The sequence below is a fragment of the Clostridium sp. MT-14 genome, assembly GCF_042436595.1.
GTDB classification, from domain to species: domain Bacteria; phylum Bacillota; class Clostridia; order Clostridiales; family Clostridiaceae; genus Clostridium_B; species Clostridium_B aromativorans.
The window spans coordinates 14,950-38,788 of record NZ_JBHMIY010000013.1 but is presented as its reverse complement, the minus strand read 5'-3'; the positions used below and the strand labels follow the sequence as shown (position 1 = coordinate 38,788).

At 31.9% G+C, this 23,839-nt stretch carries 25 protein-coding genes; 6 read left to right on the top strand and 19 right to left on the bottom strand.

Features of this window, described 5'->3' with window-relative positions; all coding sequences use genetic code 11:
• Positions 1 to 38 precede the first annotated feature (38 nt).
• From ACFHWD_RS10765 to ACFHWD_RS10715, 11 genes are all read right to left on the bottom strand, one after another.
• Positions 39 to 2,627, bottom strand: coding sequence for a cation-translocating P-type ATPase (locus ACFHWD_RS10765; RefSeq protein WP_378061828.1), 2,589 nt, complete (start codon positions 2,625 to 2,627; stop codon positions 39 to 41).
• Between the two features lie 118 nt (positions 2,628 to 2,745).
• On the bottom strand, positions 2,746 to 2,919 hold the full coding sequence (locus ACFHWD_RS10760) for a hypothetical protein (protein ID WP_378061826.1): 174 nt from the start codon (positions 2,917 to 2,919) through the stop codon (positions 2,746 to 2,748).
• On the bottom strand, positions 2,912 to 3,484 hold the full coding sequence (locus ACFHWD_RS10755) for a sigma-70 family RNA polymerase sigma factor (protein WP_378061824.1): 573 nt from the start codon (positions 3,482 to 3,484) through the stop codon (positions 2,912 to 2,914). The genes ACFHWD_RS10760 and ACFHWD_RS10755 overlap by 8 nt, the downstream gene beginning before the upstream one ends.
• Positions 3,485 to 3,507: 23 nt before the next feature.
• A complete protein-coding gene (locus ACFHWD_RS10750; protein ID WP_179976968.1) occupies positions 3,508 to 4,644 on the bottom strand; it encodes an acyltransferase in 1,137 nt (378 codons plus the stop codon).
• A 189-nt stretch (positions 4,645 to 4,833) separates the two neighbouring features.
• On the bottom strand, positions 4,834 to 6,657 hold the full coding sequence (locus ACFHWD_RS10745) for a glycosyltransferase family 2 protein (RefSeq protein ID WP_179976967.1): 1,824 nt from the start codon (positions 6,655 to 6,657) through the stop codon (positions 4,834 to 4,836).
• A 68-nt stretch (positions 6,658 to 6,725) separates the two neighbouring features.
• The gene (locus ACFHWD_RS10740; protein ID WP_150358100.1) at positions 6,726 to 7,451 is read right to left on the bottom strand and encodes a DUF6385 domain-containing protein; all 726 of its coding nucleotides are present in this window, start codon (positions 7,449 to 7,451) and stop codon (positions 6,726 to 6,728) included.
• 103 nt (positions 7,452 to 7,554) lie between these two features.
• Positions 7,555 to 8,403 carry a DNRLRE domain-containing protein gene (locus tag ACFHWD_RS10735; RefSeq protein WP_179976966.1) on the bottom strand — a complete coding sequence of 283 codons (849 nt, stop codon included), beginning with the start codon at positions 8,401 to 8,403 and terminating at the stop codon, positions 7,555 to 7,557.
• A gap of 184 nt (positions 8,404 to 8,587) precedes the next feature.
• Positions 8,588 to 10,192 (bottom strand): NAD(P)H-dependent oxidoreductase, encoded by a 1,605-nt coding sequence (locus ACFHWD_RS10730; protein ID WP_378061820.1) that lies wholly within the window; start codon positions 10,190 to 10,192, stop codon positions 8,588 to 8,590.
• A gap of 235 nt (positions 10,193 to 10,427) precedes the next feature.
• Positions 10,428 to 11,441 carry a CPBP family intramembrane glutamic endopeptidase gene (locus ACFHWD_RS10725; protein WP_150358103.1) on the bottom strand — a complete coding sequence of 338 codons (1,014 nt, stop codon included), beginning with the start codon at positions 11,439 to 11,441 and terminating at the stop codon, positions 10,428 to 10,430.
• A 133-nt stretch (positions 11,442 to 11,574) separates the two neighbouring features.
• Positions 11,575 to 11,721 (bottom strand): hypothetical protein, encoded by a 147-nt coding sequence (locus ACFHWD_RS10720; protein ID WP_236035217.1) that lies wholly within the window; start codon positions 11,719 to 11,721, stop codon positions 11,575 to 11,577.
• 247 nt (positions 11,722 to 11,968) lie between these two features.
• Positions 11,969 to 12,331, bottom strand: coding sequence for a hypothetical protein (locus tag ACFHWD_RS10715; protein ID WP_229981066.1), 363 nt, complete (start codon positions 12,329 to 12,331; stop codon positions 11,969 to 11,971).
• 565 nt (positions 12,332 to 12,896) lie between these two features.
• Here ACFHWD_RS10715 and ACFHWD_RS10710 point away from each other — a divergent pair.
• The 3 genes from ACFHWD_RS10710 to ACFHWD_RS10700 all read left to right on the top strand — a co-directional run bounded on the left by ACFHWD_RS10710 (position 12,897) and on the right by ACFHWD_RS10700 (position 15,683).
• Positions 12,897 to 13,274: a GtrA family protein gene (locus ACFHWD_RS10710; protein WP_179976963.1), complete on the top strand. Its 378-nt coding sequence runs from the start codon at positions 12,897 to 12,899 to the stop codon at positions 13,272 to 13,274.
• Between the two features lie 135 nt (positions 13,275 to 13,409).
• On the top strand, positions 13,410 to 15,521 hold the full coding sequence (locus ACFHWD_RS10705; RefSeq protein WP_179976962.1) for a glycosyltransferase: 2,112 nt from the start codon (positions 13,410 to 13,412) through the stop codon (positions 15,519 to 15,521).
• Positions 15,522 to 15,545: 24 nt separating this feature from the next.
• On the top strand, positions 15,546 to 15,683 hold the full coding sequence (locus ACFHWD_RS10700; RefSeq protein ID WP_179976904.1) for a hypothetical protein: 138 nt from the start codon (positions 15,546 to 15,548) through the stop codon (positions 15,681 to 15,683).
• A 32-nt stretch (positions 15,684 to 15,715) separates the two neighbouring features.
• Here ACFHWD_RS10700 and ACFHWD_RS10695 read toward each other — a convergent pair whose 3' ends face one another.
• The 6 genes from ACFHWD_RS10695 to ACFHWD_RS10670 form a co-directional block, all read right to left on the bottom strand.
• The gene (locus tag ACFHWD_RS10695; protein WP_229981062.1) at positions 15,716 to 16,378 is read right to left on the bottom strand and encodes a GntR family transcriptional regulator; all 663 of its coding nucleotides are present in this window, start codon (positions 16,376 to 16,378) and stop codon (positions 15,716 to 15,718) included.
• 78 nt (positions 16,379 to 16,456) lie between these two features.
• Positions 16,457 to 16,663, bottom strand: a complete 207-nt coding sequence (locus ACFHWD_RS10690; protein ID WP_150358160.1) for a helix-turn-helix transcriptional regulator — start codon at positions 16,661 to 16,663, stop codon at positions 16,457 to 16,459.
• A 14-nt stretch (positions 16,664 to 16,677) separates the two neighbouring features.
• The gene (locus ACFHWD_RS10685) at positions 16,678 to 17,151 is read right to left on the bottom strand and encodes a DUF2975 domain-containing protein (protein ID WP_179976961.1); all 474 of its coding nucleotides are present in this window, start codon (positions 17,149 to 17,151) and stop codon (positions 16,678 to 16,680) included.
• Between the two features lie 159 nt (positions 17,152 to 17,310).
• A complete protein-coding gene (locus ACFHWD_RS10680) occupies positions 17,311 to 18,468 on the bottom strand; it encodes a sensor histidine kinase (protein ID WP_378061815.1) in 1,158 nt (385 codons plus the stop codon).
• A complete protein-coding gene (locus ACFHWD_RS10675) occupies positions 18,461 to 19,144 on the bottom strand; it encodes a response regulator transcription factor (RefSeq protein ID WP_378061813.1) in 684 nt (227 codons plus the stop codon). Before ACFHWD_RS10675 ends, ACFHWD_RS10680 begins: the two co-directional genes overlap by 8 nt.
• Positions 19,145 to 19,298: 154 nt before the next feature.
• Positions 19,299 to 19,760, bottom strand: a complete 462-nt coding sequence (locus ACFHWD_RS10670) for a DUF4342 domain-containing protein (protein ID WP_179976959.1) — start codon at positions 19,758 to 19,760, stop codon at positions 19,299 to 19,301.
• A 176-nt stretch (positions 19,761 to 19,936) separates the two neighbouring features.
• On the opposite strand from ACFHWD_RS10670, the gene ACFHWD_RS10665 reads away from it, so the two are divergent.
• The 3 genes from ACFHWD_RS10665 (at position 19,937) to ACFHWD_RS10655 (ending at position 20,912) form a co-directional block, all read left to right on the top strand.
• Positions 19,937 to 20,335 carry a hypothetical protein gene (locus ACFHWD_RS10665; protein ID WP_378061811.1) on the top strand — a complete coding sequence of 133 codons (399 nt, stop codon included), beginning with the start codon at positions 19,937 to 19,939 and terminating at the stop codon, positions 20,333 to 20,335.
• A gap of 1 nt (position 20,336) precedes the next feature.
• On the top strand, positions 20,337 to 20,534 hold the full coding sequence (locus tag ACFHWD_RS10660; protein ID WP_150358166.1) for a helix-turn-helix transcriptional regulator: 198 nt from the start codon (positions 20,337 to 20,339) through the stop codon (positions 20,532 to 20,534).
• A 114-nt stretch (positions 20,535 to 20,648) separates the two neighbouring features.
• Positions 20,649 to 20,912 carry a hypothetical protein gene (locus tag ACFHWD_RS10655; protein ID WP_236035223.1) on the top strand — a complete coding sequence of 88 codons (264 nt, stop codon included), beginning with the start codon at positions 20,649 to 20,651 and terminating at the stop codon, positions 20,910 to 20,912.
• Between the two features lie 79 nt (positions 20,913 to 20,991).
• Here ACFHWD_RS10655 and ACFHWD_RS10650 read toward each other — a convergent pair whose 3' ends face one another.
• Both ACFHWD_RS10650 and ACFHWD_RS10645 read right to left on the bottom strand, forming a co-directional pair.
• Positions 20,992 to 22,326, bottom strand: coding sequence for a YeiH family protein (locus ACFHWD_RS10650; protein ID WP_378061808.1), 1,335 nt, complete (start codon positions 22,324 to 22,326; stop codon positions 20,992 to 20,994).
• 235 nt (positions 22,327 to 22,561) lie between these two features.
• On the bottom strand, positions 22,562 to 23,833 hold the full coding sequence (locus tag ACFHWD_RS10645; protein ID WP_179976956.1) for a lactate racemase domain-containing protein: 1,272 nt from the start codon (positions 23,831 to 23,833) through the stop codon (positions 22,562 to 22,564).
• Positions 23,834 to 23,839: the final 6 nt, after the last annotated feature.

The window sequence follows — 23,839 nt, the reverse complement described above, 5'->3', positions numbered from 1 at the left end:
ACAATTGCTATTATCTATATTTGCCTAAAAACAACTTATTAATCATATTGATTTTTATGAAATTTATAATTTATACATAAGATAGACCACAATATAATGCATGCAAAAAATATCTTCCAATAACCTAAATTAAATAGAATCAATAATTTGCTAGCAATGAAGATTATACCTAATTGTACAACAATATCTATAACTGTAATTATATTTGAAAGTCTGTTTTTAAAAAACTTTTCATTGGAAAAACTATATACAAATAATACAGCACAGACATTTAAAACTGAAATAGAAGTCAAAAACGGAAAACTGATTCTCCACAGTTCCGATACATACAAAGATGCAAAAGATAAAATGCCCATGAAAACTCCACTAAAAAGTATAAAGCCTAAATTTTCTCCTATTATGCTTTTATCAATGGTAGATGGTATATAATCTCCCTCTTCATCCCTGTACTGATACATGATGGATAGAGATGATAAGAACATAATTACACCATTAAACCAAAGTGATTCTATAACAACATATCCGGAAACATCAAAGCCATATAAAAAGATCATCAATAAAAATGCTGCCAATCCCACACAACAGCTTATAATATACACAATTATCTTTTTAATCACACTTATAATTTTTCTTGAATCCTCTATAGTATTTAAAAAGCTCATGAAATCCATATTTTTAACAAAAATATCACATAATTTTCTCACTACTTTGCTCTTAGTATTGGTTATTCCTATATTTGATATTTTAAGTGCAGGTAAATCTGTAAGTTTCCACCCCGTTATAGCTGTTATATATCCATAACTTTTTAATGCTTTTATTATCTTCACCTTATGTTTGGAACTTATTCTGGAAAAAAAACTTACCTTTTCTCCAATACGATTGAATTCTTCATCTGTCATATTGTCCATCTCCACACCAGAAACTATCTGGGAAAGTCTGGATATAACGTTTATCTTTTTTCCTATTGCCAAAGCTGTAAGTTTGCTGTCATCTGTAACAATAATGGGTTTTACTGAAAGGGACAGAGCCTTTTTTATGGAATCTGATGCATTTTCTTTTAACATATTGTCAAAACCAATTAACCCTACGAATACCAAATTACTTTCGATATTTTCTTTAATACTCGGTTCATAATTAAAATTCCTGTAGGCAAATCCCATTACATACAAACATTCATTGGACATGCTAATATCTGCATTCTTTATAGATTCTATATCCTCCTCTGTTATTTCCAGTTCCAATCCATTTTTCAATATATGCGTACATCTGCTTAAAATAGAGTCCGTAGCCCCTTTTACGTGAGCTCTATATTTCTTGTCCACTTTATTTACAGTAGTGGTTATACGTCTCTCACTGTCAAATAAAATCTGAAATATTCTATCATATTTCTTATCCAGTTCTTTTTTATACATTCCATTTTTGGCACCAAACCTTACCAAAGATGACTCAAGCAAATTTTTTACCCAATTTTCTTCATTTTTCTTTACAGATTTTGTATCATTACATAAAAGTCCTATATTCATCATTCTATACAGGCTTTCACTTATACCGTCTTTTAAGGTCTCTCCATTTATATCTATAAGGCCATTACTTCCATAAGCTTTTACTACTTTCATTTTATTTTTAGAAAAAGCACCTATTTTATCTGTACAAACCGCTGAAACTTTTGAAAACTTCTCTACACTCAATAGGTCCTTAAAAGTTATATCCATTTTTTTGAATCTTTTTAGTAAAATTGCTCCCACAAGAGAAATAATAATGATCATCGCCTGTGGAACAGTACTTAAAAACGTAATTGATAATATTTCTAAATTGTAGGAAAAATCTTTATGAAAAATAAAATTTAACATAAATCCAAGTATTAGGATACAAATGGCCAGCAGCATACTAAAGGCATTCATTACCTCATATATTCTAGTCCCAAAAAATTCTCTCTTTTCTTCACCTTCAAGTAAAAGTTTTACTATATTTGCCACCTGAGTATCCATTCCCACTGCTGTCACCACACCTGTACCATCACCTGTAACTACAGAAGACGACTTAAAAAGCATATTTTTCATATCTGAAAGAGACGGTTCCCGATCATCTATTTTAAATTCGTATTTTTCTACTATAAAATTTTCTCCGGTAACGGAACACTCATCTACCTTTAGATCATTACTTTCAATAATTCTCATGTCCGCAGGTATTCCCTCTCCTTGTCCAACTATAACTATATCACCTACTACAAGTTTTTCAGATGGTATCCTAACAGTTCGTCCATCCCTTATTACTCTTGCCGTTCCTGAGTTCAACTTTCGCAGTTCTTTTATATCTCTTTCCCCTTTATATTGCTCCTGAACTATAAAAGACATATTTAAAAATAAAATGATTAAAGATATAATTCCATAGTTCCACATGCCTAAATATGCAAATAAAATTGCACAAAGGATCAATAACAACACCCATATTTCTTTAAATTGCATAAATATAAGATAAAATAAGCCTTTGGTCTCCGGCATTATAATTTTATTCTCTCCATACTTTTCTCTAAGAGGCCCTATTTGTTCTTCATCTAGTCCATAATATGTATCACTGTTCAGTTCTTTTATTACTTCACTCCATGTATATTTATACCACTCAATCATACATCTACAACCTCCAATAAAAAAGGACACTATTTAAATATCGTATTTACATACATTAACTTTAAAAAATACCTTCACATTTTATTCTGTGAAGGTATTTTTTACGCTAAACTATTTATTATGAAAATTTTTTATGTCTGCTCTCATTTTTCACCTGCTTCATAATTCTTTTCTTCAATGCCTTTTTTCTTAAATCATCCATTTCAAATTCCAAATTCTCCTCTTTATCGTCAAGTTCAACATAATTGAACAATTCCAGCAGATCATTATCCTCAAATTTTTTACTACTCATTTATGCATCCCCCCCCTTGCAAGATCTCAAGTTTTTTTCTAAGAATCTTTCTTCCCCTGGAAAGCCTGTTGTCAACTACAGATCTCTTTACCCCAAGTGAATCTGCTATATCAACTATATCCTCTTGTATTAAATATCTTTTTATAAATATTTCTCTGTCCAATCCTTTTAATTCTTTTATTGCCTCTATTATTTCTTTCTTATTTTCCTCTGAAATAACCAGGTTTTCCACTTGCTGTGAGGATTCAAAAATACAGTTTTCCATATACTCCGTATTTGTATTTCTAGTAATTTTTTTCTTATAATTTATAGCCTTATACCTGGCTACAGCCTTAAACCAGCACTTGAAGCTTCCCTTATTCTCATCAAACTTATCCGCATTATTCCACAGACACATGAATATATCATTAATGCATTCATCCATATAGGTAGAATACCTTTCAGAACCAAATACTGAAAACACTATTCTATATACATAATCACAATACCTGTCAAAAGCGTATTCAAGAGCTTTTGGATCTTTGCACTTCAATCTGTAAATAAAATTATCTTCTACAATCTTCATATTTTCCCCCTAGCAGCAGATTATCAATGTGCTGTTCTCGTATTCATTTTTATATTATGATGCAATTTATTTCCCCGGAAAACGGAATTTTTCCTGACTCCCGTAATATATCTGCTAAATGGAATAAAGCCTATGATGTAAAAAATACAGGGAGTTATAAATGCAGTCAACATCAAAAGTATAAAAGGCGAGTACAATTTCCCCGTCTGATGTATATTATTGGCAAAATACTGAAGTATCACTACATGAAACATATAGGATGGAAATGAATACCTGGCTATAAATTTAAAGAAACCGCACAATATTCTTTTTTTTACAATATGCAGTGAGATCAAATAAAAAAACATCATGCATAAAATATTGTGTATTATGCCTATTCCATAACTCAATTTATCATATACGAAAAATTCATCTCCAAATAAGTTCATGTTTTTGCAGTACACTGCTGCTGCAAAAAACGTGTACAATACAGTAATTGCCTTTCCATACCTCAAAACCATATTTTTAAACTTGCTGTAATTAAATATTATATAAACACCTATCACAAAATATATAGACCATGATAAAGGTGATATATTTATAAATTTTTGCTGAAGTTCTGTAGGATTTCCAAATATGATTCTTCCTAGAAAATTATAAACCCTATTACTATTTTGAATAAAAAATATATAGGCGGCACTGTATAATACAATAAAATTTATTTTAAATATGCCTGACTTTTTTCCTATGATTCCTATAATAAAAATTATAATTGGAAAATAAATATAAATTCTAATAGCCATGCCCATATACCAGAGATGATATGCCGCATTTCCCGTGACAATTTGTCCAAAAATATTCCTTAATTTCTCCCAGTCCTTCAGCAAGTACATGTCCAGTATTGAAAAAATCACATAGGGTACTATTAGAAATTTTATCTTTTTTATATAAAAGGATTTCCAATTAAATTTATCAATATATGTATATATAAGCGTCATGCCCATCAATATCAGAAATATTTTAACTGCCGGCTGGGCAATTGTATAAATAAATCTGGACAGTGCTAAATCCATGTATGATATATCTTTTGAATATGAATATCCCCCTATTGTGTGCTGAACCACAACCATGACAAACGCAATACCTCTGAGTACATCAAGTTCTACAAGTCTCTCCTTCATATGTTTTACCTCAATTTCTATAATTTATTATCTTCATATATTAATACAATTTATTTTCATATTTCTATCAATAATTTCAGTAAAACATTTTAAAAATACTCAAATTGACAATAAGAAATTTCAATACTCCCTCATAAATACAAAACAATAAGGGCTTTAACTAATTTTAAAGCCCCCTGTTCATTAAAATCAACATCTTGAATTATTAAAATACAGTGCCTGTTTCATCATTTCAAGTCCTTCTACATCAATTCTATCGTATATTTTTATGGATCTTAAAAACTCCTTATAGGCAAGATCCATATATCCATTTTTGTAGTATAACTTTGCCAGATATAACAGTACATTGTCATCTTCAATTAAATTTAAAAGTTGAAGTCCCTTTTCAAATTCTTCAAAATAATTCATCTTTAACAAAATAGACAATAAATTAAATATTGGCTCCAAAAATTTTTGAGATGATTTTACACCTTCTGCCAAAGCCGTACACTTTTTCCCCTCAAGCAGATCTTTAAACTTCATGTATACTAGATACTTTTTATCATCTGGAATTTCTTTGGGATTGTCAATTAATATATCCCTAGTTGAAATGCTGTCATTAAAAGTACTGCAAAGTGCACTGTAATAAAATGCCCTATCAATAAAATCCCTTTCCGCAATTTTTCTAAATAAATTATATGACTCATTAAATTTTTTTTGATAAAATAAACAAATCCCCTTGTAGTAATATATTTTGGACATATTATATTTATCTTCACATATTCTTTCCGCTTTTTCTGTATAATCATAGGCAATATCAAATCTATTTTGACTGTAAAATACATCCGATAAAAACAAATACAGATTCTCGCCTTCACTTCCATCAAGGTAGCTGTCAAATTTCTCTTTCATTTCATCTATTGTGAACTTTTTAGCTCCCATTATCTGAGAAAGTTTGGAAAATGCCTTCATGTATCCTGAATTCAATTTCAGCACCTTGTCACAATAATACATTGCTCTGTCATATTCCCTCAGAACAAAATATATATCGGACAGAACATAATAAGTTCTATAAGAACCTACCCCTACCAATTCATTTATCTCAACAGGAGGTTCACCCATTTTAATACATTTATTCAATGAATCTATAGCTGCCAGATATTTGCCTTGTCCCATAAGAGTATTTCCTCTTATAAATTCCAAATCTGTAAAATTGGGATAATACTTCAACCCCTCGTCAATGAACTTATATTCCACTTCATAATCTTTCAATACTTGATTGCATGAAACTATCCTCAACATCAATTTAGAGCTAAATCCCTCCTGTGGTACAAAACTCTTATAACTTTTCATATAGTATTCCAGCGCCTTTTTATATTGAGCCATGGCATAGTATTCGTTTCCCATATTAAAAAGCATAAATGAGTTATTGGAATTTTGCTCCAAGCTTCTGCTTATCAAATTCATATTTCTCTTTCTCTTATTTTTATTCTTTATAATTTCATTCAAATATCCATAATGATAAAACCTTATATTTTCAACTTTTACGTCCTGTGAATGATAAGTATGATTTGGCGGAGGCACTATCTGTTCATGTATATCTCCTACGAATTTATATCCTTTCCCGTTTTTTATAAGCCTTACATTTAAATTCATAGTAACACTTTCAAAAGTAGGTCTGTCACCGGAATAACTTAATGTCCGTAGGAAATATACATAGGTTTGACTGTTCTTGTTATTGACCAGTTCAAGTAATTTGTCACTATCTTTTTTCTCGAATTCATCATCTGCATCCATTATGAGAATCCACTCTTTTGTAGCTTTTTCCAAAGAATAATTTCTGGCACTGCTGAAGCTATCATCCCATTTATAGTAAAAAATCCTGGCACCATATTTCTTTGCAATTTCAACTGTAGAATCTGTAGAACCTGTGTCTACTATTATAATCTCATCTACAATATATTTCACACTTTCAAGACATCTGATCAACACATCCTCTTCGTTTTTGACTATCATGCATAGACTTATCGACACATCATGGCCTCCTTTTACAGAGCTATACTAATATGATGCAGTCCAAAAAAGAGGACAGCATCATCATATTAAACGCTTGCATTATAATAAGCTTCTAAATTAGCAGTGTTGTCACCAGTATCATAATAAAGCCTTGTATATTGTAGATAATACTGAGCGGTCAAAACCGTTGCAGTATTTGGAGCAACAGTTACAAAACCAGCAGCATCATTGATAAAATAACTTGAATTGCTGGTTGGAGAAATTTGGAGTGCAACTGTAACAGCATTTACAGCATCATTATTTTTAATATAATAGGAGTATATCTTTTGCTGTGAAATATCTTCCTGCAGTACAAAATTCATACCAGTCCCAGTAGTTTGAGTAATATTATCTGTGGTAAACAGCGTCCCTTCAGTTATTGAATTTACCGTTCCAGTTACGGTCACTGTATTGCCTACATCTAATGTTCCAGTCACAGTCACCGTATTTCCCACATCCACCGTTCCTGTTACAGTCACCGTATTTCCTACATCCACTGCTCCTGTTACGGTCACCGTGTTACCTACATTTACTGTCCCTGTTACAGTCACCGTGTTGCCTACATCTAATGTTCCAGTTACCGTTACCGTATTTCCCACATCCACCGTTCCTGTTACAGTTACCGTATTTCCTATATCCACTGCCCCTGACACCAATAAATTACCTGAATTATCCACTGTCAAGGCCTCAGCCTGATTTGAATTTATATTATAGGCATATAATTGAGTTCTTAACTGTTCAGCCACTTTGTTAAATACCAAATTATTAGGCATATCTTTTCATCTCCATTTTAATTTTAAAATATAGCCGGACTTTCCAAGCCTAATAATATATTATTCCTCAATTAATCAATTGTGCTTTCATACTATCATTTCTTTACCTATAAGCTTGATATATAAAGTTTACTCTTACAGTGCCCTGTTCTAAGCACTGTAATTTTACTCTATAATATTTCCCATAATATTTAGCTACTAAAATTCCAGAGCTATTGGAGTCCACTATAATTTCATCATCTTTAATCCAGCTGCACAAATCACAGCTAACTTCAACAGCAGCTTTCACTTCCCCATTACCTATATTGTCAATAAAAAATGTGCCTTGAATAATGCGCTCAACATTTATTGGCGGGGAACACCTTATTCTGCGAAACTCTAAATTCCAACTTTTTTCCATTACATTCACGGTTTCACTGCTATTGTTGTGATGATTCAACTCCGGAATACTAATTATAAGCTTGGGAATAAATTCGTAATCACAGATAGAATTGGAAGTAAAACTCCCAAGAGATTTTTTTCTCTCATTGCTTTTTATAATTATACCTTTATTTTTCATGTACCCACTGTTCCACTCATTAAATATGTCTGTTATTTCCACACGTACAGGGCCGTGAAAATTTTTATTTATTTCAAACTTAGCCTGTCTATTATAATATTGAGGTTGTTTTTCAAAGGTAGTATATTTATCAAAGTCCTCCTGAAGTGGTTGTATATAGAAAACGGTCCTGGAATGTTCAGTGTCAATTTTATTTAAGTATATATATAAATAGGCAGAATTTACGAACTCATCCTTAGGTATATTGTCTATATTAAAATACATATAACTTCTGTAAATATTTTTTCCATCAAATCCAATTTTCAAGGTATCATTTATTACATTACTTTTAGGCTTAAAATCCGTTATGGTAAGACTTCTCACACAAATGCTTTGCACTCTTATATAGGACAACTTAAAATCACCTCCTTATAATCATCATATGTACCATATGGGAAAAAATCCCGCAAAAAATATAACTTTTATAAGAAGGTTAAGACGGATATAAGAATAACTTGATAAAAATAGCGGCTGTAATCTCTACAACCGCTTATTTAGCTGATCTCCCAGCAAGAGTCAGAGCGAATTTAAAAATAAATTATCCCCTGGCAACTTTTGCAGGATACCAGCTGGCAAACCATTTTGTAAAAGCTCCCATAACTGCAGGCGCAATTGAATTCACAAGACCGGTATAACTTGATAAAACACTTCCCATCAGGAAATAGGTACAAAAGGCAATTATCAGGAAGAGTACACCCCAAGCTGCAGTCAAAATCCTATTTGTCTTCAAAAAAAGTGGATTTTCAAAGGCATCCTTCCCGTTGTAATCATTGCATGAATAGTATGCAGTCAAGGGTATTTTCCCCCAGCAGGACAATATCCACATAAAGCCAAATATCAGATATGAAAGACATATTAAAAATGTTGGATTAGTTCCAAACACCGCCAGAATACCCAGGACACAGATCAATGGAATACTTATTTCATCATAAATAGTAAGTTTAAACTTATAGGACAGAAGAGGTATAACGGAGCAAACGATTATTCCCACAACACCTCCCCAAATCTCATCTATAGGCAGTACTACCCAAAGTGCTATCCACTGAAACAAAAGCAGGGTCATATTTGTCTTATTTCCCGCAGATTTCTTCTCGGGTATCTGACTTTTTATTCCAAAATAGCCATCCATTTTAAGCATTATGCTGAAATCCCCCAGTACTCGGTACTGCTTTTTCATCAATGCCTTCGCCCCGTTGACCTTACCCTCTGAAATCTTTTTCCAGAGCTCAAAAGTAGTTTCAATTCTAGTAGTATAGGTCACAAAATTCTCAGTATTGACGGTGCATTTTTCCCTTCCCAGAAAAAGCTGATAAGTTTTGTCGATATCTGTAAAATATATTTCAATCAGAACATCCTTTGTATAACTTTTAGGATTGTATACAGCGGCCATCTGTTTCATAAAATTATATGATCTATCCTGCTGCTGCCTTTTCTCCATAGAGCCCTCTGAAATATTCCAGCTGGCATTTGCCATTTCCACAAACACATCCGGAGGATACAGCAATTTGCCAAGTTCATCTTTTGTATCACTGCTGATAGCAGAATTATATCCAAATTCTCTGCCAGCCTGTTTCGCATAAGACAGGTACTCTAAAATTCTTCCCTCAAGCTGGGAAACATGGAACAGCTCTCCTTCAGGACAAATTATTTTTGACAGTTTATCTCCAAACAGGATGTCAAACTGTTTAAAAAGAGCATCATAATTTTTCTTTGTGCTGTAAAATCCACAGGTCGAAATAAGAACATACCTTTGATTTGACAGATCATACCGGGAAGGGTGTCCGCTTGTTCCATCCTTGTTTAAACTCATATATGGCAGATTTGTAGGAAACATTCGATCAAGAAATGCCTTGACTTTTGACGGCATACCAAAATAGTAAAGTGGAAAACTCCAGATGACAACATCTGATGTCACATAGCTTTCTATAAGCTCTCTCATGTCATCCCTTATTATGCATTTACCCGGAGTTTTAGTCCAGCAGGCAAAACATCCCCTGCAGTGTTCAATATTTTTCTCACTGATATTCACTATATTTACACTGCAGCTTTCAATTTCCTCTAGCCCTTCCAAAAAAGCTCTGGTTATCCTAAATGTATTGCTTTTTTCTCCTTTTGGACTACCATTGAGCACAAGCACCTTCATACTACTATACCCTCCAATTTATATAGATTATATCATATAACAATACAAACCTAGACAATTCACAATTTATAAATCTTAACTTGACTATGCTTATAATTATACAAATTTAGACATATGATTGCACTACAAATCCAAAAAATTAACTGTAATTAACTAGAATTTAACATTTAAACCGAATAAAAACTTTCTTATACTGGATAATTTGATGACATGAACGTGATGAAAGCGAATACCTTTAACTATAGAATTCACAGGTCCTTCGAGATGATTTTTTTCTGTACTCTTTAGTAAATATGAAGGGTAAAAATACAATTCCACAAACAGCGATATTCAATATTAATATTTCAGGTGTAAATACTATATTATTTGCATTACCGCTGCCAGAGGCCATGTAATTATTTATCAAATGAACAATTATAGTTGACCAAAGATTTCCCGTTTTCATATAGACAAGGCCTAAAAAGATACCGATGAATGTACAGTAAAATATATGAAAAATTAGGCAGTAAACAGGAGTTTTAGGACTGTACAGCATAAAGCAGAGGGGTAAATGCCACAGTCCCCATATAGGTCCCAATATTATGACACCAAGTTTTTTGCCAAACAGAACTTGAAGTCTAGGCTGCAAGTATCCCCTCCAGCCAAATTCCTCTCCAAAGAAACTTATAAAAGATATAAGAATACCCAGCAGTAAATTAAAAGGTAGAAACTCCAAAAGTTTGATGCTCTTTTCTACATTTTCAATAAAATTACCATAAATAAATCCATTTAGAATTGCTATTACAAATTCAATTCCTATAAATATCAAACATAATATAAAAACATTCTTAAAATTCTTTTGAAGAACCATACCAATCTTTTCAAAACAATTATTTCTATTGTTAAATATCAGGTAGAAAGCAGCAATACTAAATGCGCATATAAGCCCATACAATATTTTAGATATATATTGGGGAAAATCAGAAACTCCAGTGAGTAAAACAATCATGGATAAAATACATAAAACAATATAAATTTTAAAAAAATAAATCAAATTCCTGTCAATATTATTTTTTTCATTGCTAATCATCAATATAACAGCAGTTAAAGCCGGATAAAACATCTGTACTAAGGCAAAATCTGAAATAGCAGCCTTATCAATATATTTATATACAAAGAACATAACTATTCCCATGGAAAATGTAATGATAAAATTGACTGACACAAACATCAGTATTTCATTTTTAATTTTAATTGAATTGGTTTTCATAACATTCTCCTTTAATATTTGTAATTTCTGTCATAGCCTCAAGATTATTTTAAGCGGCAAAGAGATGCTCTTTACCAGTCAATTATGCATATAATTATATCATATATCAAGATAGTTTATTTTCCATAGCATTTTATATATTTCCCTCAGTTAAGTCCATTTCTTTATATTTTTTCTCCGCCGCTTCAATTGCCTGGACACCCGTTTTGCACAATACATTTACACCTTTGACAATAGTTACAATTACAAACTGGAGAATATTTAGAAAGTATTTCGGCAAAAGGTGGATTCCACTTTAACTCATTTTTATAATAATCAAGTATACCTTCAACATCTTTCATATTCAAACTTGCCCTCCCCCTATTTTACAATTATCAACTTCCTATAGTTCAATGTGCTTTACTATCGCATTTCGCCTGTTTTCTTTATAACTTCGCTGAATTCCTCAAATTCCTTAATTATAATTTTTGCCTGACTCTTCCATATATCTGTTTTATACACCGTACCAATAACCGGAATCCCACAATTTAAAGCATTTCTCCCGGACCATCCGCAAAATTATTATTTGTCAGCTGTTCCGGCCTGCTCTCTATTAAAAGTAAATCAGGCTTTAAATTTTCAATTACTGCCTTTAGATTTAAATAGGAAAAATTTTTTGAATCCAAGCTCATGAAGTGAACAGTCCCCAGAAAATATATATTTTGATTTCCCTTAGTATATTTTTCAAAGGACGAATCTCTAAAATAAGTTGTCATAGATAAAGATGAATACATTCTGCCAGCAATTTTATTCAATAATTGAGGATAAATAACAAATAACAGCAATATTAGACATATGAACAAAATTACTATATTTCTAAATATTTTTAGCATTGATCTCAATTTATACACTGAAACTTGCACTCCTCCTATTTCATCCTTATTAGCATTATATAAAATAAATACCAACGTTATTCAATAAATCCATTTACACAATTGTATTCAACTCTCAGCTTCATATTTTTCACTCCTGTAATAAATATAAATGATTACGTCGTGTAAGGTACAAGTAAAATTTTAATAAACTTGCCGATTCGTATAAAAACCTACTATTTTATATTTTAATATGTTTATTTAATCACTATTTTAAAAAATTCTTAGGAATTTTTAATGCAATTTTAATATTCTGAAGTTACTATATTAAAGTTAAAAGGTTTTTTATAATTCTCTAACAAAAATATTTTAAAAATTTTATAACCACATATAAAAACATAAAATAGATTGGTGCATACATTATGGTATTCGTTGCAAACTATTTATATAACTTTTTTAATAATCTAATAACTTCATCAAAAGTATAATACTGAAAGGATTTATAAATTGCAATCTATAATACAACTTCTTAATCAATACGAATATATAGTTTTGTCAGGAGCACTGACGAAGGTAATTTTCCTGTAATAGGAGATGATATATATTGACTTTTAAATTCATTGGAAAATATACAATTATTTCGTTTATAGTTGGCAGCATAGATTTTTTTTTAGCATATTTTCTATATCAAGTCTTGGGATTACATTATATGCTGGCTAGCAATATCGGCATAGCTGTGGGATTCCTTCTGCAATTTATGGCAGGTATGAAATATGTGTTTAAATCTAATAGCTATACAAAATCTTTTGTTGTATACATTGTGTCACTTTTTCTAGGAGTAGCTGTATCAAATTTAATCCTGTGGTTTAGTTTCAACTTTATGAAAATGTCTTTTTTAATTTCAAAGTTTCTTTCCATGGTGCTTCCCTTTTTTATAGTCTATTTTATGCGGAGAGTTATGCTTGAAGTACATGACTCATGAGCAATAGAGCCGGTGGTGAAAATAATGAAAAAAGTACCCAATCTAAAAAGATACATTTATATAGATATACTTTTTTTATTTATATTAATTTTAATAAAAGCATACATATATTTTTTTGAAGCTGATTTTCAACATATGAATATAAGAAATATTGACGCAATCAAGACAAAAACAGAAAATAAGCAGAGTATTTCCTTTGAAGTATTGGGCAATGTCAATAATTCCATAACTATATTTGAAAACAGGATAATTAAGAAAATCAATAGTGATTTTCCTGATTTTGTTATTTTAAATGGGAATTCAGTGATTGATGGAGCAGAAGATAAATACAGGATGTTGTACAAAAGCTTAAAAAAAATAAACAGCTCAGTTATTGTTGGAATTGGAGAAAAGGAAATTAAGGATAACGGATTAAGTAGGTATTACAAACATTTCGGAGATACAAATTTTTCATTTAAATTGAGTAATTCTTATTTTATTTTTTTAGATACCACAAATGAGTCAGAAGAATCCTGGCAGAAGCAGTGGATAATCAGCGAATTAGAAAACTCACAATACAGTAAATATAAATTTATTTTTATGAACAGGCCTCCTTATAAATTACAGGATAAATCAATACTGGCATCAAATGATAAATTCATCCTGAGCGAAGAATTTAGAACTTTTTTAACTCAGGCTTTTTCCAAATATAATGTTACTGCAGTATTCGCTTCAAATATAGAGGGGCTTGATGAGCGAAAAATAAATGGGGTTTCCTATTTTACAAGCGGCGGTGCAGGGGGGATAATTACAGATGAAAATAATTTCTATCACTATATAAAAGTAAATGTTTCCCCAAAAGGTGTGTCATATAACGTCATAAAGCAAGAAAACATATCAAATTTGGGAGTGCATAATATAGCAGAATCAATATGGTTATACATTCATTCTCTATTCTACATCAACTTTATAAATATTCTTATTTTTTTAAGTATAGTAATATTGATATCGATGATAATTTATACAAAAGTATTTGTAGGCAAAGATTATTATAAAAAATACGACGAAATAACACAAACTCAGGATATAAATAAAGCGCTGAAAATAGCCATGTTTACCAATAATTTTTTACCATTTATAGGAGGTGTACCCATCTCCATAGATAGATTATCTAAAGGATTGAGATATCTTGGACACGATGTATACGTCTTTGCCCCTGAATATCCTGATTATACGGATAGCGAAAATTATGTTATCAGGAATAAACTTTTAATTCCCTATAAAACATTAGGATTTCAATTTCCTGTAATCAATATTTTTTCATCTGATATTGAAAAGATATTCAATGAACATGATTTTGACATTGTTCATGTCCATCATCCATTTTGGATGGGGAAAAAAGGGTTGAAATTAGCCAGGAAGAATAATATACCTGTTATTTTAACCTATCACACAAGGTTAGAGCAGTATGCTCATTATATACCAGTTTTTAGTATTTTATTTAAAAATGTTATATCCCATCATATGATTAAGAATTTTTCTCAAAAATGTGATGTTATAATTGCACCTACTATGAGCGCAAAGGAGTATTTGAGAAATATTGGTGTAAGCAGGCACATCGAAATTCTATCCACTGGTGTAGATTTTGAAAATTACCCTGAACCTGAAAACAGTAGTGTCAAAAATATAGAAAAAGTTTATAGAGGTGAAAGAAAAATCCTATTATGTTCGGTTTCTCGTCTGGCAAAAGAAAAGAATTTATATTTTCTTCTAGATGGAATTGAATATATTAAAAAGAATTTGGATATTTCATTTAAATGTATAATAATTGGAGATGGACCTGAAAAAGAAAATATTATTGAGGCAATAAATGATAGACATTTAAAAGATGTTGTTGAGTTGATAGGCTCAAAGAAACAGAATGAAATTTACAGCTTTTATACAGCTTCAGATATTTTTATATTTGCTTCTCAATCAGAGACACAGGGAATGGTTATATTGGAAGCTATGGCAGGAAGGTGTCCTGTAGTATCTGTACGCTCTAGTGGAATAGAGGACATAATCCAAAACGGATTCAACGGGTTTAAAACAAGAGCTGATGTAAAAGAATGGGCAGACAAAATAATATATCTTATGAAAGATGATGAGCTAAGGCATAGAATAAGTGAAAATTCTTTTGATTTTGCAAAACAGAATTCTGTAAAAGGAATGTCAAAAAAAGCTTCAGATATCTATCATAAGGCCATTATTAATAAAAGAAAGTTGTAAGCTGCAGCAGCATGAATTATACTCATGGTAATAGATAAATATAGAAAGTTGATTTTATTATTTGCCTTATATGGTCTTTACAGTGCATCAACGGACGGCATACAAAAGGCATTAGTTTCAGATCTTGTAGATGTGTTTTATAAAAAACGAACTGCAATTTAAGCAGTCCACAATTTCATTTATATTCAAAGATGTTACCTATTTTGTTCGTTTCTTTTATTTAAATAAGATACAAGTGTACTGGATGCATTTTTCAGGTGCTGATTTATAGAGTCTACTGCTTTCTCTACGTCTTTCTGCCTGCATGCATTGAGTATTTTATAGTGCTCCTCCTGAGATTTTTTTTCAAAATTCATAAGATCCAGATATATACGAATATAGCGGGCTACATTAGTATGAAGATTCTTTATAATAGATAGAAGTCTTGGACGATTGGCTGGTAAATATAAAGATGAATGAAAATCCCAGTTAAGTTCAAGCCATTTGTTGGCATCAGGGGCATTGTCAATTTCTATCAATATATTTTCAGCCCGTTTTAAATCCTCTTCTTTCAAATTCATAATGGAAAGCTTTATAGCTCCTGTTTCCAAAAAAGATCTTATTTCATATATCTCCTGAACTTCACTGGCATTTAATTCAGAAATAACAGCACCCTTATTAGGATACTGCTTCACAAGTCCCTCCGCTTCAAGCTGTTTCAAGGCTTCACGCACAGGAATCCTGCTCATTCCAAACTCCCTTGCAATATCAGCCTGTATAAGCTGTTCACCTGCCTTTAACTGTCCCTTCAAAATAGATGTACGCAATATATCCGCTGCTATGGCTGCAGTAGTTTTTCTGTGTTTTAGCTGTTCCAACAATTTTTCATCAATAATCATATTTAAATTGTATATTTTATATTATTTAAAGTCAAGGGAAGTTTTTTTGACTTTAAATCATTCATCTCTATACTCCAATAAATCTCCAGGCTGGCATTGAAGCTCCCTGCATATTGCCCCAAGTGTGGAAAATCTCACCGCCTTGGCCTTGTTGTTCTTCAATATAGACAAATTGGCATTGGTGATTCCAACCTTTTTCGCAAGTTCGGAAAGAGATATTTTTCTCTTCGCCATCATCACATCCAGATTTACCACAATAGCCACCTTCAACACCACCTTTATATAGTAAGATCATTTTCACTTTTTATCTCAACAGCCTTAGCCAAAACCTGAGAAATCACCAAAAATACACATCCAAGTACTATAAATACAACTACATCTATTTTCATAGAACCGTCTTTATTAAACGCAAATAATATATGAAATTCACCATTCAACATATCATTTACCATATAAAAAATGCCCAACAGGAACGTATAAATAGATACTCTTTTAAAACTCACTGCATTGTCCTGTGTGAAAACCTTTCTTTCTTCAATTCTCCCGGTTATACCCTTGAGCTCATAAATTACAAGCAATATTACAATAGAATTTATTTCTGCAATGGCAATATGTCTTACTACATGATTAGTATAATCAAAATTAAAAAACAATGCCGGAATGAAAATCAACACTATTATTGCCATTACGAAAAGAATATTAAGAAATACATATAAAAAAGTTACAATGGAACTACGGTCTTTATCAAACATATATATACCCCCAAAACAGAAAATTTACTTTTAATTGGATTATACAATATTTTTAATTGAAAATCAACAATTTTTTATTGTTTATCGATATTTTTATAACTTAATACAGCTCAAGGGCTGCAATTCGATTTACAATTGAGGATGCAGTCTTTTTACTCTTTAAACATGAAAAAGGGGAAATGTTATTTTCATTATGGTGCCAATCTGAAGCTCACTCCACACATCTATTTTCCCATAATGCTTGTCAATTATCCACTTTGCTATAGAAAGTCCAAGGCCTGTTCCACCACTGGATTTTGTTCTTGATTTATCCACCCTGTAAAATCTTTCAAATATATGAGGAATATCCTCTTTTGAAATTCCCACTCCGGTATCGGCTATAACTATAACAGCTGAATTTTCCTTTACATAGGAATCAACAGTTATAGTTCCACCTTTCTGAGTATATTTAATACTGTTATCCACAAATATTCTCAATGCTTCCTTGATAAGCTCCCTGTCTCCATATATGCTGATTTTATCATTGTATTTACTTTCTAGGTTGTGTTCCTTATCTATAAGTTTTGTCTCTCTTATGATCTCGTCTATAATTTCATCAAGTTTGATTTTAGCTTTATTCACTTTCTGAGTGTTTTTGTCCCCCCTTGCCAGAAACAAAAGTTGTTCCACAAGCCCCTTCATATTTTCCGCTTCACTTCTAATGGATTCAATTGACTCCTCAAGAACTTTTTTGTCATCTTTTCCCCACCTTGCCAGAAGATTGGCATATCCTTGAATTACGGCAATAGGAGTCCTGAGTTCATGCGAGGCATCTGATACAAATCTGTTCTGCTGTTCTACAGAATTCTGTATTCTTTCCAGCATTTCATTGAAGGTTTTTGCCAGGTCTTTCAATTCATTTTTTGATCCCTTTACATCAATGCGCGTATCCAGATCCTCTATGGATATTTTATTTACAGTATCGGTCATCTCTTTAACAGGCAAAAGAAATTTTTTACTTGCCTTTAATCCAAGAAATATTATAATAATAAAGCCAATTACACCTGTAAGCAGCATAACTGCAGTTAAAAATTGAATATATTGATTTTTTCCTATATTTTCAACATAATATTGGAGCGCAAACAAACTGCTTGTAATCATAAACACAAGAACTCCAAAAAATATGCAGCCATAAGTTACAGTAATTTTAAAACTTATGGAAAATCTAAGTCTTTCCAGTATACTTTCCATAAGTTTGCAGATTATGTCGTACAAAAAAGCTAAAATATACCTGATTATACGATATGTAATTCTAAAAATTGATTTCGACCTATTCATATTTCAATTGATACCCCACTCCACGAATAGTATAGATGAGCTTTATATGGAACCTGTCATCAATTTTGCTTCTTAAATAACGAATATACACATCTACTACATTTGTATCACCCATATAGTCATATTGCCAAACATTTTCCAAAATATTCTCTCTGGAAAGAGCTATATTTTTATTTATCATAAGATATCCAAGAAGATCGAATTCCTTTTTGGTAAGTTCTATTAAATTATCATCATAAGCTACAATATGCTTATTTCTGTCCATCTTCAATTTCCCTATAATTATCACATTATCGTTGACTTTCACATTAGTCTTATATTTAAATATAACTCTTATACGTGCCAGAAGTTCTTCTATTGCAAAAGGCTTTGTTACATAATCTTCAGCCCCCACATCCAGTGCCATAACTTTATCTATGACCTCATCTTTAGCTGTAAGCATGATTACCGGAACATGAGATACCTTCCTAAGCCTCCTCAAAACCTCCATGCCATTTATAGAAGGAAGCATAACATCCAGTATTATAAGGTCAAATTTTTCGTTCAAAGCTTTTTCCAGCCCTTTTCTTCCATCTTCACAACAGTCTACCTCATATCCCTCATGCTGGAGTTCCAATTGAACGAACCTTGCAATTTTCGACTCATCTTCTATAATTAGAATTTTTTTACCGGCCATATTATCCTCCCTCTCTTTAAATTCATCATATTAACTTTATTATACCTTTTTTATCTCATCTTAACAGCCAAATATCCATCAAATGATCCTTAGGTTCAGTCAGATAAAAATTTAGAGGCTGTTGCACAACTAAGTTTGTACAGCAGCCCCTTTCCTAGGCATTCTTGAAATCTTCTACTATTTTATCTTTAGCATTGTTTACAGTGGAAGTTACTTTTTCTATTTTGTGGTTAATACTGCACTCCTCTCCACTGTCTTTGTGAAACCTTATCCTACAATTCGCGATTAATGCAATGACTACAGCAGCTATAACAGCTGGAAATGCAATTACGGTAAACACCACTGCCAATGTCAGCGGTAAGTTCAATATGGTCTTTTCATTTCTTGATATAACAATTCTTATTTTGTTTCCCTTTGAAATAATACTCTTAATTTTTTTTATAAAAGAAGAATCTTTAAAAACATCCTTTTCGGGCTTTATCTTATTTTCATCTTCCAGATACGAAAGTGCCTCCACTATATCCCCATTGCATCTCTCCAGCGCTTCTTTTGCCTCCTTATAACCCACATCTGCTCTCTTCCTCAATAGATCAATTTGTTCAATTGTAATAGACATATTATTCTCATTCTCCTCCAAATTTATTTGTTACTTCTATATTAAAGGGAAAACATTAGACAAAAATTAGCGAAAGATTAACATAAGATTAGAAATAGCTGCATCAAAAATCAATTGATTTATAAATACAAATGTGATATATTTGTATCATAATGAAGAAATGGATGTGATTTGTAATGAATGAAAACAATAAAATATTTACCGCAATATTTTTTATTGTTTGTACCATTATACCTATGTTCTTTGCAACTATGAACTGGTACAACACTTACAGCCATAAACTTAACTCAGGAGAAATCAACCCTGCAATATTATTAATTATAGGTTTAATTTCCCTTTTAATAATATTCATTGCTGTTTTTAAATTATTCCCTAAAATTAAAGATGAATTATTCAAATTAAATGTATTAAAGGCTTCTATGGTAGGTTTTATAAGTTGTATTATTGGTATCATCATAATGATATCAGTATTTTCGTTAAATATTATACCTAATTTTCTAGTAGTTTTATTAATTTTTTATTTTTCAATTATAGCAATTTTTATTTTCTCATTTTTTTATTTTGAGAGGAACTAAGATGAAATTAATAACAACAATTAAACAGTACAGAAAATTAAATAATATTACTCAAGAACAATTGGCAAAAATGGTCAATGTTAGAAGAGAAACTATACAAAGATTAGAAAAAGGCCGTTATAATCCATCCTTAAAGCTTGCATATGATATTTCAAAAGCCCTTAATACTCCAATAGAAAAATTATTTATATTTAAATAGAATTAGAACATTTAAGAGAGGAAGTGTTTAATAGTGGATAAAGATCAAATCACATGTATACAAAACGTCCGTATAATCTTTAAATTTTTTCAACCCTTCCCGGAAGCTTCTAAATTGGAAGACATGGAAACAGTTGTTGAATCACTGAGGAATCTAGGTCATTTGCTTGAACAACGTTTTTCGAGAATCGCCTCTATGGTGGAAATTTTAAAATCAGCTCACAATGACTGGAAAATAACTTCTAAGAAAGACAGAATAATCATGGAAACCGAAACTTTTGACTTCAACTATGCAGTTAAAATGTTAACAGAGAATGGATTCAAAGATGAGGAATACATTCTGAAAGTAGAATACGAGAGAAAATGGGGAATGCTTTAGCTTAATAGTTTTTCTCATGCAAAAAAAGAGGACATCCTGAATAAGGATATCCCCTTTCTCCTCAAATTCGAATTTCAATCTATAAGCTTGACCAATAGGATCCCAGAATTACTACAGAAACTAAATATCCAAGTATCACATTTATAACTGCACCGGTTGAAAATGCGGCAAAAGGCTTCCAGCCGACAGCTGTAAGCTGTTTAAATCGGGTGGTAAGTCCAATGGACAGAAAACAGAAAGTAAATGCCCAGGTTCTGATCTCCTTAATTGGAGCAATTACATTGGAATTGACAGTTACTGCTGCAGCAGGAGAAACACTTGAAAGCAAAATGGTGAGAAATATTGAGCCCGCAAAAAATCCAATTACAAATTTGGGAAATCTATGCCAGATATCAGAAGCGTTGGCTTTTACTCCAGTTTCTTTATCCTCCCATTTTGTAATGGAGATTATAGCCAAAATAAAGCACCAGATTCCAATAAACATATCACGACCTACAACCTTCATAAGAGTAAACGTAGTTATGGCCTTATCTCCAAAAGAACTGGCTGCTGTAACTCCTGCGGCATCTGCAAATTCAGACGTTCCAATCCATGCTCCTGCCGCTCCTGCAGATATGCCTGTGACTTTTATAAATATGGAGAGTGCAAAAATCATCACCACTGCCCAAGCCACTACCAGAGAGATGGCCACAGACACATGTTCTTTTTTTGTCTGTATAGCACTTCCTACAGCTATGGATGCTGAAACTCCGCAGATAGAACCACCCGCTCCTAAAGTGGCAGCAAACCTCTTATCCAATCCCAGCCATTTCGTACCTACAAAATAAATTATCAAAAATGTAGATACAGCAATTACAGTTGCCTGTAAGAATGCAACAGGACCAGCTTTTACAATCAGTGTGAAGGGAAGCGTAGCACCTAAAAGCACAATACCCACTTTTACATATAATTCTGTCCTGAGCGCTGTTTCAAACCATTTTGGAATAGAAAACAAATTGCTGATTATAAGTCCTATGAACAGTGCAACAAGAGGCGCTTCCAAATTATACTTTTGCGCCCACCCCCAGGAACTAAAAGAATTGATTATAACACTTAAAATAAATAGAAGTAAAAATCCTATAAAAAAGTCCTTAAATCTGTAGTGTAAAAATAAATTTGCAATAGAAAATAAAATTAAAAATACAACGAACAGAAGTACAATGGACCAGATGTTATTTCCCAGTGCGGAGAAAAGAACGCCTATATTTGTCCATTTTGGAATTTTGGCGGTAATAAATTTTATTGAACTTCCTAAAGACCAGAGAATAACTGCTGCCACCACCAGAATCAATCCTATCCATACTGCCCACCAATCTTCCTTTTTTACAAGATCGCTCCAGCCATTTTCCTTTGAGTTAAATTTCTTTTCAGACATATGAACACTCCTTTCATAATTCAAATATCAAAAGTTCAGAGCTAAAATATTAAATACTGTTCAATTAATATTGCTGCAACTGCTGCTCATAATTACAACACCTCACATTCCACTATATTTTTTAAAGTTATAAAAAGATCAGATTTTATTGGTATATCAATAAAACCTGATCTCTAGTTTTTCTAGTCAATCAAGTAAAAGTAAAAAATTTCTGTTAGCTTATAATAATTTTATCTTATAAAAACTCAGGCTCCCCTTTATAAAATTTCAAATCCCTTGGTTCAGTCAAAATATCTAAACTTGAATTAAGCTGCACTTCCTTCAAAAGAGGTTCGCTTACTAAGATATTCTCCAACTTCATCGTATTTTTGATCCAAACAATTTTTGTATCTTCATTTTTTATACCATTACAAATTTTTACTGCCATTTTTATTGCATCTTCTGAATTTGATGCTACCATAGGCACTTTAGCTGGCTCAACATAGGTACTTGTAAAACAATTAGTATACATTGTCTTAAAATCTATTTTATCAAATAACTTTCTGGTAATAACATCGGATACTCCTACACCATTGGCATTCCCATGAGATTCTTCAGTTAAGTCAAGTATTACACATTTTTTGAATTTCGGGCCTCCATTGGCATACTTTGTGAAATATAACCCAGTCACATTAGGATCCTGCCCATTACCGCTTATATTTTTTCCTATTTCACTTATCACAAGCACATCAAACTTAGGTATGAGTATCCTACCCATAAGTCTTCTACTTTCTTCAAGCAGCATTTCCTCTTTTTTTAAATTGATTATTTCATCTTTAGTCACAAATTCTATTTTACAAGTTTCATCATAGGCATTTTCAACTAAAGCCAGTGCAAATAGTAGATTAGTTTTTTCAGCCACCATGCACCCAATGCCTGGTATTAATTCAGAGAATCTTCCGAAGCCTTTGCTGTGTATCGAATCTGCTCCCATCTGTTTTCCAAGTCCTATCGATAGCATTTTACAAATACCGCTTTCAACTTTTCCCCTGAATCCCGTATGTGGCTTTATTCTTGGTATTATAACTATCCCATCAGCAGAAATGGCACTTTTCGAAATATATACAGGTAGCCCTGGTTCATACTCTCCTATAACTTGCACATCCATTGATGCATTTATAGAAACACCCATTGATTTTTCCGTAATACCATAAGAAGCCAATATTTCCTTTTGTCCACTTTCCGTTGATCCTCCATGGCTTCCCATTGCTGGTACTATGAATGGTACAGCTCCTTCTTCTTTCAATGAATCTACGACAGTTCTTGTTATTATATTTATATTGGCTATTCCCCTGCTGCCTACTCCTACAGCAATTCTTTTATTCCTTAAATTAATTATATATGGTTTAATACGTCCTCTTATTTTATATGATATATTTTCGATTTTATCTTTTTTAAATTTTTGTCTTATCTTGAAAAATTTCGGCAGCCTTATTTCTGAAAAACTATTTAAATCAAGTGACTCCATATGAAT

Bases quoted from the DNA above. Each gene is read 5' to 3' on its own strand.
- ACFHWD_RS10765 (WP_378061828.1), bottom strand. From the start codon at position 2,627: ATGATTGAGTGGTATAAATATACATGGAGTGAAGTAATAAAAGAACTG.
- ACFHWD_RS10760 (WP_378061826.1), bottom strand. From the start codon at position 2,919: ATGAGTAGTAAAAAATTTGAGGATAATGATCTGCTGGAATTGTTCAAT.
- ACFHWD_RS10755 (WP_378061824.1), bottom strand. From the start codon at position 3,484: ATGAAGATTGTAGAAGATAATTTTATTTACAGATTGAAGTGCAAAGAT.
- ACFHWD_RS10750 (WP_179976968.1), bottom strand. From the start codon at position 4,644: ATGAAGGAGAGACTTGTAGAACTTGATGTACTCAGAGGTATTGCGTTT.
- ACFHWD_RS10740 (WP_150358100.1), bottom strand. From the start codon at position 7,451: ATGCCTAATAATTTGGTATTTAACAAAGTGGCTGAACAGTTAAGAACT.
- ACFHWD_RS10730 (WP_378061820.1), bottom strand. From the start codon at position 10,192: ATGAAGGTGCTTGTGCTCAATGGTAGTCCAAAAGGAGAAAAAAGCAAT.
- ACFHWD_RS10725 (WP_150358103.1), bottom strand. From the start codon at position 11,441: ATGAAAACCAATTCAATTAAAATTAAAAATGAAATACTGATGTTTGTG.
- ACFHWD_RS10705 (WP_179976962.1), top strand. From the start codon at position 13,410: ATGAATATAAGAAATATTGACGCAATCAAGACAAAAACAGAAAATAAG.
- ACFHWD_RS10700 (WP_179976904.1), top strand. From the start codon at position 15,546: ATGGTAATAGATAAATATAGAAAGTTGATTTTATTATTTGCCTTATAT.
- ACFHWD_RS10685 (WP_179976961.1), bottom strand. From the start codon at position 17,151: ATGTTTGATAAAGACCGTAGTTCCATTGTAACTTTTTTATATGTATTT.
- ACFHWD_RS10680 (WP_378061815.1), bottom strand. From the start codon at position 18,468: ATGAATAGGTCGAAATCAATTTTTAGAATTACATATCGTATAATCAGG.
- ACFHWD_RS10675 (WP_378061813.1), bottom strand. From the start codon at position 19,144: ATGGCCGGTAAAAAAATTCTAATTATAGAAGATGAGTCGAAAATTGCA.
- ACFHWD_RS10670 (WP_179976959.1), bottom strand. From the start codon at position 19,760: ATGTCTATTACAATTGAACAAATTGATCTATTGAGGAAGAGAGCAGAT.
- ACFHWD_RS10665 (WP_378061811.1), top strand. From the start codon at position 19,937: ATGAATGAAAACAATAAAATATTTACCGCAATATTTTTTATTGTTTGT.
- ACFHWD_RS10660 (WP_150358166.1), top strand. From the start codon at position 20,337: ATGAAATTAATAACAACAATTAAACAGTACAGAAAATTAAATAATATT.
- ACFHWD_RS10650 (WP_378061808.1), bottom strand. From the start codon at position 22,326: ATGTCTGAAAAGAAATTTAACTCAAAGGAAAATGGCTGGAGCGATCTT.
- ACFHWD_RS10645 (WP_179976956.1), bottom strand. From the start codon at position 23,833: ATGGAGTCACTTGATTTAAATAGTTTTTCAGAAATAAGGCTGCCGAAA.